Below are 8,118 nucleotides of genomic sequence, written 5' to 3' on the forward strand. Positions count from 1 at the left end.
TAGCGCCATCGGCGGCATTGCGCCGATGGCGAGACTTCCTGCGTCGAGAAACAACCTCTTGACGCTTCACAGCTAGCGTGGCGGGGAAGGGGGGCGCCGGGCGCGCCGCAGGCGCGGCCCGGCTGGCCGACGTCAGGCCGTCAGTGTGGCCGGCATCAGCGATTCGATGAACTTCGTCGTGCGGCGCGCCTGGCGCTTCATCGCGTAGTCGAACACCGCGGCCTGTTCCTGCAGCATCTCGGCGATGATCGTCGAGTGGTCGGCCGGCGGCAGCGACAGATACGCATCGGCTTCGCCGTACGCGTACTCGATCCGCATCCCGGACTTCTTCGCGATGTGCATCATCGTCGCGTTACGCGACAGGCAGTGCATGTACAGCATCGTCACGTGCGTGTTGCGGCTGCGGATCGCCGCGCGCTCGAACAGTTTCGAGCCGACGCCGCGGCCGCGCGCGCTTTCGAGCACCGACACGCCGAATTCGGCCGTGCGCGTGTCGCCCTCGGCCGGCAGGTAGGCCAGGTGGCCGACGCCGATCAGTTCGAGGTCGTGGTCGAACACGCCGAACACCGTATCGCGACCGAAGTCGAGCGTGCGGACATAGTTCTCGATCACGTGATCGGGCACCATCTGGCCGAAGCGCAGCAGGCGGTCCTCTTCGTCGAGCGAGAGAAAGTGGGTGAGCATCTGCTCACGGTCTTTGGAAGCCAGTTCCCTGACGAGAACCGGCGCAGTAGCGACCTTGCCGACAGCAGCGGCACGGCCGTTGAATTGCGTGTTCATCGTGGGTTCCTCAGTGTGGGTGCACAAGCGGGTTGTGCAATGCAACAGCATTTTACCCGAGCGAGGTTGGGGAAAACCCGTATTTGACGTTATTTGTGCTGAGGAGGAATTCTAAAACCGCTTAGTTCATTCTTTAAGTTATTGATTTTAAGCGAATTTAAAATTCATCATATGAAATGCGCGGCGGGCGGTCGGCTGTGCCCGTCGCGCAACGCATGCTGCTGCGCGGCAATCAGGCCGCCGTCGACAGCCCGCGCTCGATGAGGTCGATCACCTGTTCCGCGAAGTCGCGGTAGCCGAGGCGGCCGCCCGGCTTCAGCCACGTGAAGGTCCAGTTGATCATCCCGAACACCATCATCGTCACCGAGGTCTGGTTTTCCTTCGAGATGCGGTCCGGGTACGCACGCGCGAGCTGCCGCGTAAACGCCGCGACGATGTCGCGCTGGCGGTCGAGCACGATTTCACGCTGTGCGTCCTCGAGATACTTCACGTCGTTGAGCAGCGCGACGTGGCGGCTGTGCGACGTCTCGTATTCGGCGAGGAACGCGCGCACGAGTTCGGCGAACGCGTCGCGCTCGCTGAGGCCGCGCCGCTGGCTCGCGCCCTCGACCTCGGCGATGATCAGCATCAGCCGTTTCGTGTAGCGGTCGAGCAGGTCGAACAGGATCGCTTCCTTGCTCTCGTAATAGTGATAGAGCCGCGCCTTCGACGTGCCGCTCGCGGTCGCGAGATCGGACATCGACGTACTCGGGTAGCTCGTCTGCGCGAATTTCTCGGCGGCCAGGTCGAGGATCTGCTCGCGCTGGGATTCGTGGTCGGGCGCTCGGGTTCGGGCCATGGTCGAATGCGGAAGATTAGCGGTGCGCGGCGGCGCGCACCTGCGTGGAAGAGAGGGCGTCGGGCGCGTCGTCCTGCAGCTCGAGCCGGCCGGCGGCCGCGAGTTCGCGACAGCGCCACCACGCGAGCGAGTCGCTGACGAACAGCCCGCCGCGGTCGGCGGCGGCCATGATGCTGCCAACGAGGTGTCGCGCGGGCTGCCAGTCGGTTTCCGCGCGCGCGACGATCAACGCGTCGAGATCGGCGTAGTGGCCGCTCTTGATCGTGTTGCTGACCCAATAACGCAGTTCGGCGTTCAGATGTTTCGCTTCCTGCCATTCGAGCGCGAGGCGGCCGATGCGCAGGACCGAGACCGGCGCGGCCGCCGGCCGCTTGCGCGCTAGTTCCGCGGGCGAGAACATCCCGGTCGCGCAGGCCTGGTCGGTACGCGACAGCGCCGCGCGCTGTGCCGCGTCGAGATCGGCGGCCGACAGCCGCACCTCGTTCAGGCGCTGCGGCACGTTGCGCAGGTGATAGGCGACGCGGCGCAGCAGCAGCTTGTCGCCGACGCTCGGCGCGTGCCACACGACGACCTGGCCGGTCTCCGTCGCGAGCTGGTCGAGGCGCGCGAATTCGGCCTCGATTTCCGCGTTCCAGTCGGGGATCTGGTCGCCGAGCACGTGCTGCCAGAAGGTGGCGCGCGTGTCGGGCGTCTCGTCGGCGCCCTTCAGCGGCCCGACGCCGAGATCGTCGAGCAAACCGACGACGCGCTCGTCGCGTCCGGCTTGCGCGAGGGCTTCGCGCAGCGACGCGGCGGCGGTGCCGCCCTGAATCACATGAATGGTACTCATCGGCCTGTCGTCAACAAAAGAAAACCGCCGGCCGGGAGGACGTTGCGATGTCCAGCCGGCCGGCGGCCCCTAGTGTAAGCGAGATGTGTGACGGCGAGAAACCGTCAGGCGCCGCGACGCGACGCCGCTCAACGCTCGTCGAAGCTCACGACGACCTTGTCGCTGATCGGGTGGCACTGGCACGTGAGCACGAAACCGTCCTTCACTTCGTGCGCCTCGAGCGTGTAGTTCTTCTCCATCCGCACTTCGCCTTCGACTACCTTCGCGCGGCACGTGCAGCACACGCCGCCCTTGCATGCGTACGGCAGCGCGAGGCCCGCGCGCAGGCCCACGTCGAGCAGGCTCACGCCTTCGTACGGCAGACGCAGCTTGCGCTTCTTGCCGTCGAGCACGATTTCGAGGTCGGCGGCCGGCGTCTGGTCGGTGATCTCGACGACCGGTGCGCCGGCCTGCGGCAGCGGCGTGCCGAAGCGCTCGACGTGCACCTTCGCCTGCGGCACGCCGGCCGCGTTCAGCGCGGCTTCGGCCGCGTCCATCATCGGCGCCGGGCCGCAGATGAACGCCTCGTCGATCGCGGCGGCCGGCGTCAGCGTCGCGAGGAATTCCGCGCATTTCGCCTGGTCGAGCACGCCGTTGAACAGCTCGACGTCCTGCAGGTCGTCCGACAGCACGTGATAGAGGACGAAGCGGTTCATGTAGCGGTTCTTCAGGTCCTCGAGCTCCTCCGCGAACATGATCGCGTCGACGCTGCGGTTGCCGTAGATCAGCGTGAACGTGCTGCGCGGCTCGAGTTCGAGCGTCGTCTTCACGATCGCGAGCACCGGCGTGATTCCCGAGCCGCCGGAAAACGCGACGTACTGCTTGCCATGGTCGGCGTTCAGGTGCGTGAAGAAGCGGCCGTCCGGCGTCATCACGTCGATCGTGTGGCCGGGCTTCAGCGTGTCGAACGCGAAGTTCGAGAAGCGGCCGCCGCGCACGCGCTTGATGCCGATGCGCAGTTCGCCGTCGCGATCGTAGTCCGTCGTGCCGACGCAGATCGAATACGAGCGGCGCGTCTCCTCGCCGTCGATGTGGGCCTTCAACGTGACGAACTGGCCCTGCGTGAAGCGGTACGCGTCGCGCAGCTCGGGCGGCACGTCGAACGAGACGGTCACGGCGTCGGCGGTCTCGGGCCGCACGTCGCGGATACGCAGCGGGTGAAATTGCGGGGTCGCCATATTCAGTAGGGTTTGAAGTAGTCGAAGGGTTCGCGGCAGTCGACGCAGCGATACAGCGCCTTGCAGGCCGTGGACGCGAATTGCGCGAGACGTTCGGTGCGCGCGGAGCCGCAGCGCGGGCAGGTGGGCGCCGCGACCGGCCGCGGCACGAAGCGCACGACGTTCTCCCGCGGCACGGCGCTGCCGCACTGGCCGACCGGCGGCGCGATGCCGTACGCGCGCAGCTTGTCGCGCGCTTCCTGCGTGATCCAGTCGGTCGTCCACGCGGGGGCGAGCACCGTCTCGATCCGGTGCGGCGGCAGATCGGCGGCCTGCAGCGCGGCGGCGATGTCCTCGGCGATCTGCGACATCGCCGGGCAGCCCGAGTAGGTCGGCGTGATCACGACTTCGAGCTGGCCGTCGTCCGCGCGGCGGACGTCGCGCAGGATGCCGAGCTCGCGGATCGACACGACCGGAATCTCCGGATCGGGCACGGCTTCGAGCACGTCCCACGCGTGGGCGAGCAGCGGATCGTCGCGGTGCGCGGCGGCGGTAGGGGCGGCGGTCTGGGCGGACATCGGCGGGCTCCGTGGCGTGGGCCGGTTACCAGCTCGCGCCGGGGTGCTGGCGCGCGAGGCTCTGCATTTCGGCGAGCAGGTAGCCCATGTGTTCCGAATGCTCGCCCTGCTTGCCGGTCGTCACGTGCTTCACCGGTGCCGGCAGCGCGAGCGTGGCCTCCGCGAGCGCGTCGTCCACGTCCGCGCGCCACGCGGCCTCGAGCGCGGCCGGCGCCGGGCCGATGCCTGCGGCGACGATCGCGTCGTCGATCGCATCGGCGGCGAAGCATTCGCGCGTGTACGGCATCAGGTAGTCGAGCGCGGCCTGCGCGCGGCGGTGCGATTCGTCGGTGCCGTCGCCGAGGCGCACGAGCCATTCGCGCGCATGCTGGACGTGATAGCGGGTTTCCTTCACCGATTTCGCGGCGATCGCGGCGAGCTGCGTGTCGGTCGACGTTTCCAGCGCGCTCCACACGTGCAGCATCAGCGCCGCGTACAGGAAGTTGCGCACGATCGTCACCGCGTAGTCCTTGTCGGCGTGTGCGGTGCCGGAGACGGGCCCGTAGTGCGGCAGTTCGGCGAGCGTGAAGTTCGCGAACTCGCGCTCGGTGCGGAAGTACGCGTAATCGTCTTCCGTCTTCGCCGCGCCGGTGAGCTGGCGCTCGAGCTCGGCCGCGTGCGTATACAGCATGCGCGCCTGGCCGATGAGGTCGAGGCTCATGTTGGTGAGCGCGATGTCTTCCTCGAGGATCGGGCCATGGCCGCACCATTCGGCGTTGCGCTGACCGAGGATCAGCGCGTTGTCCGCGAGGCGCAGCACGTAGGAGAGGTGTTCGGGCGTGATCGTCATGGCGCGGGCGTTACATGTGGTTGACTTCGTCGGGCAACGTGTAGAACGTCGGGTGACGGTAGATCTTGTCGCCCGCCGGTTCGAACAGTTCGGCCTTCTCGCTCGGGTCCGATGCGGTGATCGCCGACGACGGCACCACCCAGATGCTCACGCCTTCCTGGCGCCGCGTGTAGACGTCGCGCGCCATGCGCAGCGCCATCGTCGCGTCGGCGGCGTGCAGGCTGCCGCAGTGCTTGTGGTCGAGGCCCTGCTTGCTGCGCACGAACACTTCCCAGATCGGCCATTCCTTGTTCATCGCTTTCTCCTGATTCCTGAATTCGGGGGTGCCGCTCAGGCGGCGTGCTGTTCGGCGCGGGCGCGGCGCTTCGCTTCGTGCGCGAGCGCGGCTTCGCGCACCCAGGCGCCGTCCTCGTGTGCTTTCACGCGAGTCGCGAGGCGTTCCTTGTTGCACGGGCCGTCGCCATTGACGACGCGCCAGAATTCGTCCCAGTCGATCGCGCCGTAGTCATAGTGGCCGCGCGCCTCGTTCCATTTCAGGTCGGGGTCGGGCAGCGTCACGCCGAGCACCTTTGCCTGATCGACTGCCGCGTCGACGAATTTCTGGCGCAGGTCGTCGTTCGAGATCCGCTTGATGCCCCATTTCGCGGACTGGCTGCTGTGGACCGAATCGGCGTCGCTCGGGCCGAACATCATCAGTACCGGCCACCACCAGCGGTCGACGGCCTGCTGGACCATCGCGCGTTGCGCGTCGCTGCCCTTCATCATCGACAGCAGCGCGTCGAAACCCTGGCGCTGGTGGAACGACTCTTCCTTGCACACGCGGATCATCGCGCGCGCATACGGGCCGTACGTGCAGCGGCACAGCGGGATCTGGTTCATGATCGCGGCGCCGTCGACGAGCCAGCCGATCACGCCGACGTCGGCCCAGGTCGGCGTCGGGTAGTTGAAGATGCTCGAGTATTTCGCCTTGCCGGCGTGCAGCGCGTCGATCAGCGAATCGCGCGATACGCCGAGCGTTTCGGCCGCGCTGTACAGGTAGAGGCCGTGGCCGGCTTCGTCCTGCACCTTCGCGAGCAGGATCGCCTTGCGCTTCAGGCTCGGCGCGCGCGAGATCCAGTTGCCTTCCGGCAGCATGCCGACGACTTCCGAATGCGCGTGCTGCGAGATCTGGCGTACCAGCGTCTTGCGATATGCATCGGGCATCCAGTCCTGCGGTTCGATCTTGCCGTCCGCGGCCATCACCGCATCGAACCGCGCCTGTTCGGGCGACTCGGCTGCGGCGTCGAGCGGCGCGACGTTGCCGGGGATGTCGAGGGATTGCGTGTACATGGCGAAAGCTCTCGTCCGGTTGAATGTGTGCGAAGTATAAACCAACCGACCGGTCGGTTAATAAATTTGTTGCGAATTTTCGGCGAGACACGGGTAAACGAGGGACGTCGGGGCGCGATCCGGTCGCGCACGTGTGGCCTCGCACGTGGGTCTCGCGTCTTCTGCGGCACAATGCCCGCTTTCCGATGAGGATTTTGCCGATGTCATTTCGAAGCAGTGTCGCCGCGGCCGTGCTGGGCGCGGCCGTTTTCGTGTCGCCGCTTGCGGCGTCGGCGGCGTCGGGCTCGCCGGTGGGTTGGGTCGCCGCGTGGGCGACCGCGCTGCAGCCGATTCCTGACCTCGCCGCACCGCCGCCGCTCTATCGCGCACCCGACGTGGCCGGGAGAACCGTGCGGCAGATCGTCTACCCGACCGTGTCGGGGCGGGCCGCGCGGATTCGCGTGAGCAACGCCTACGGTCGCGCGCCGCTGGTCGTCGAGGCCGCGAGCCTCGCGCGTGCCGGCGAAGGGGCCGCGCTCGCCGGCGGCGCGGTGGTGCCGGTCCGGTTCGGCGGCAGCGCGTCGGTGACGCTCGCCCCGGGCCAGGCGCGCGAAAGCGATCCGGTGTCGATCGACGTGACGGCCGCGCAGCCGTATGCGATTAGTCTCCAGATGGGGCCGAACCAGCGGATGACGGTCTGGCATCGCGTGTCGAACCAGTTCAACTATGTGTCCGCGCCGGGCGATCACGTGGGCAATCCGGGCGCCGACGTGTTCCGCACCCGCTTTACTCAATATGCATGGGTGACGGAACTTGCCGTCGAAGCCGGCTCCGCACGCGGCAGCGTCGCCGCGATCGGCGATTCGATCACCGACGGGTTGCGCTCCAGCGTGAACCGGAACCGTCGCTGGCCCGACGCGCTCGCACGCCGGCTGATGGCGTCGAGTGCCGATTCGATCGGCGTCGTGAATCTCGGCATCAGCGGGAACCGGCTGCTCAGCGATTCCGCGTGTTACGGCACGTCGCTGGCGTCGCGGTTCGAGCGTGACGCGCTGTCGCGCTCGGGCGTGAAGGCGGTGATCGTGCTGATCGGGATCAACGACATCAACTTTGCGGCGATGCCGCCGCGCGCGGGGCTCGATTGCGATCACCCGCATACGCAGGTGACCGCCGCGTCGCTGATCGACGGCTATCGCCGGCTGATCGACGCGGCGCATCGCCAGGGCGTGAGGGTCTTCGGCGCGACGCTGACGCCGGCGGCGTTGCCGGCCGGACGCGAAGCGATCCGGCTCGAGGTGAACCGGTGGATCCGGAGCGGAGGCGGGTTCGACGGCGTGGTGGACTTCGACGCTGTGCTGCGCGATCCGGCGCGCCCGAGCGTGCTGCAGCGCCGATACGATAGCGGCGACGGCATCCATCCGAGCGATGCGGGCTACACGGCGATGGCCGATGCGGTGCCGATCGAGCAACTGCGGGCTGCGGTGGGCGGCAAATGACGCGCCTCTATATATAGAGGGAAAGGTTGCCGACGGCCTGCGGGCCGGCAGCGCGACATCGTCCGTCGAGCCAGAAGCCTCCGTGCGCGCGGAGGCTTTTTCAAACTTTCTTCACAAAGGGCTTGCGCGGATAGGGGCGGATGCATAGAATCACGCCTCTTTCGCGCTAACGGAAACGCGGCGCGGAAGGAAGGGAAGCGGTGCTGTTGGGGTTCGGTCGTAGCGAGCCTTGGCGGTACAGGAAGTTGAGCCCCGCAGTCGCAA

Annotated in this window: 9 protein-coding genes; 1 reads left to right on the plus strand and 8 read right to left on the minus strand. The window is 67.3% G+C overall.

Features of this window, described 5'->3' with window-relative positions; all coding sequences use genetic code 11:
* Positions 1-132: 132 nt before the first annotated feature.
* From J8I33_RS34035 to paaA, 8 genes are all read right to left on the minus strand, one after another.
* Complete coding sequence (locus tag J8I33_RS34035) at positions 133-780, minus strand: GNAT family protein (RefSeq protein ID WP_124556854.1); 648 nt, start codon at positions 778-780, stop codon at positions 133-135.
* A 232-nt stretch (positions 781-1,012) separates the two neighbouring features.
* Positions 1,013-1,618 (minus strand): TetR/AcrR family transcriptional regulator, encoded by a 606-nt coding sequence (locus J8I33_RS34040; protein ID WP_006482923.1) that lies wholly within the window; start codon positions 1,616-1,618, stop codon positions 1,013-1,015.
* Positions 1,619-1,634: 16 nt separating this feature from the next.
* Complete coding sequence (locus tag J8I33_RS34045; RefSeq protein ID WP_124595289.1) at positions 1,635-2,447, minus strand: DUF1835 domain-containing protein; 813 nt, start codon at positions 2,445-2,447, stop codon at positions 1,635-1,637.
* Between the two features lie 128 nt (positions 2,448-2,575).
* Entirely contained in the window at positions 2,576-3,664 is a 1,089-nt protein-coding gene (gene paaE, locus J8I33_RS34050) for a 1,2-phenylacetyl-CoA epoxidase subunit PaaE (RefSeq protein WP_209926121.1), read from the minus strand.
* A gap of 2 nt (positions 3,665-3,666) precedes the next feature.
* A complete protein-coding gene (paaD, locus tag J8I33_RS34055; protein ID WP_050018277.1) occupies positions 3,667-4,221 on the minus strand; it encodes a 1,2-phenylacetyl-CoA epoxidase subunit PaaD in 555 nt (184 codons plus the stop codon).
* A 25-nt stretch (positions 4,222-4,246) separates the two neighbouring features.
* Positions 4,247-5,050 carry a 1,2-phenylacetyl-CoA epoxidase subunit PaaC gene (gene paaC, locus J8I33_RS34060; RefSeq protein ID WP_050018276.1) on the minus strand — a complete coding sequence of 268 codons (804 nt, stop codon included), beginning with the start codon at positions 5,048-5,050 and terminating at the stop codon, positions 4,247-4,249.
* Between the two features lie 10 nt (positions 5,051-5,060).
* Complete coding sequence (paaB, locus tag J8I33_RS34065; protein ID WP_006482881.1) at positions 5,061-5,345, minus strand: 1,2-phenylacetyl-CoA epoxidase subunit PaaB; 285 nt, start codon at positions 5,343-5,345, stop codon at positions 5,061-5,063.
* A 35-nt stretch (positions 5,346-5,380) separates the two neighbouring features.
* Positions 5,381-6,379 (minus strand): 1,2-phenylacetyl-CoA epoxidase subunit PaaA, encoded by a 999-nt coding sequence (gene paaA / locus J8I33_RS34070; RefSeq protein ID WP_209939984.1) that lies wholly within the window; start codon positions 6,377-6,379, stop codon positions 5,381-5,383.
* 200 nt (positions 6,380-6,579) lie between these two features.
* Here paaA and J8I33_RS34075 point away from each other — a divergent pair, with 200 nt between their 5' ends.
* A complete protein-coding gene (locus tag J8I33_RS34075) occupies positions 6,580-7,854 on the plus strand; it encodes an SGNH/GDSL hydrolase family protein (protein ID WP_209926118.1) in 1,275 nt (424 codons plus the stop codon).
* Positions 7,855-8,118 lie beyond the last annotated feature (264 nt).

The organism is Burkholderia sp. AcTa6-5, from assembly GCF_017815075.1.
Taxonomy (GTDB): domain Bacteria; phylum Pseudomonadota; class Gammaproteobacteria; order Burkholderiales; family Burkholderiaceae; genus Burkholderia; species Burkholderia sola.

Coding starts and splice junctions, on each gene's coding strand:
- J8I33_RS34040 (WP_006482923.1), bottom strand. CDS start 1,618: ATGGCCCGAACCCGAGCGCCCGACCACGAATCCCAGCGCGAGCAGATC.
- paaE (WP_209926121.1), bottom strand. CDS start 3,664: ATGGCGACCCCGCAATTTCACCCGCTGCGTATCCGCGACGTGCGGCCC.
- J8I33_RS34045 (WP_124595289.1), bottom strand. CDS start 2,447: ATGAGTACCATTCATGTGATTCAGGGCGGCACCGCCGCCGCGTCGCTG.
- paaB (WP_006482881.1), bottom strand. CDS start 5,345: ATGAACAAGGAATGGCCGATCTGGGAAGTGTTCGTGCGCAGCAAGCAG.
- paaC (WP_050018276.1), bottom strand. CDS start 5,050: ATGACGATCACGCCCGAACACCTCTCCTACGTGCTGCGCCTCGCGGAC.
- J8I33_RS34075 (WP_209926118.1), top strand. CDS start 6,580: ATGTCATTTCGAAGCAGTGTCGCCGCGGCCGTGCTGGGCGCGGCCGTT.
- paaA (WP_209939984.1), bottom strand. CDS start 6,379: ATGTACACGCAATCCCTCGACATCCCCGGCAACGTCGCGCCGCTCGAC.
- paaD (WP_050018277.1), bottom strand. CDS start 4,221: ATGTCCGCCCAGACCGCCGCCCCTACCGCCGCCGCGCACCGCGACGAT.
- J8I33_RS34035 (WP_124556854.1), bottom strand. CDS start 780: ATGAACACGCAATTCAACGGCCGTGCCGCTGCTGTCGGCAAGGTCGCT.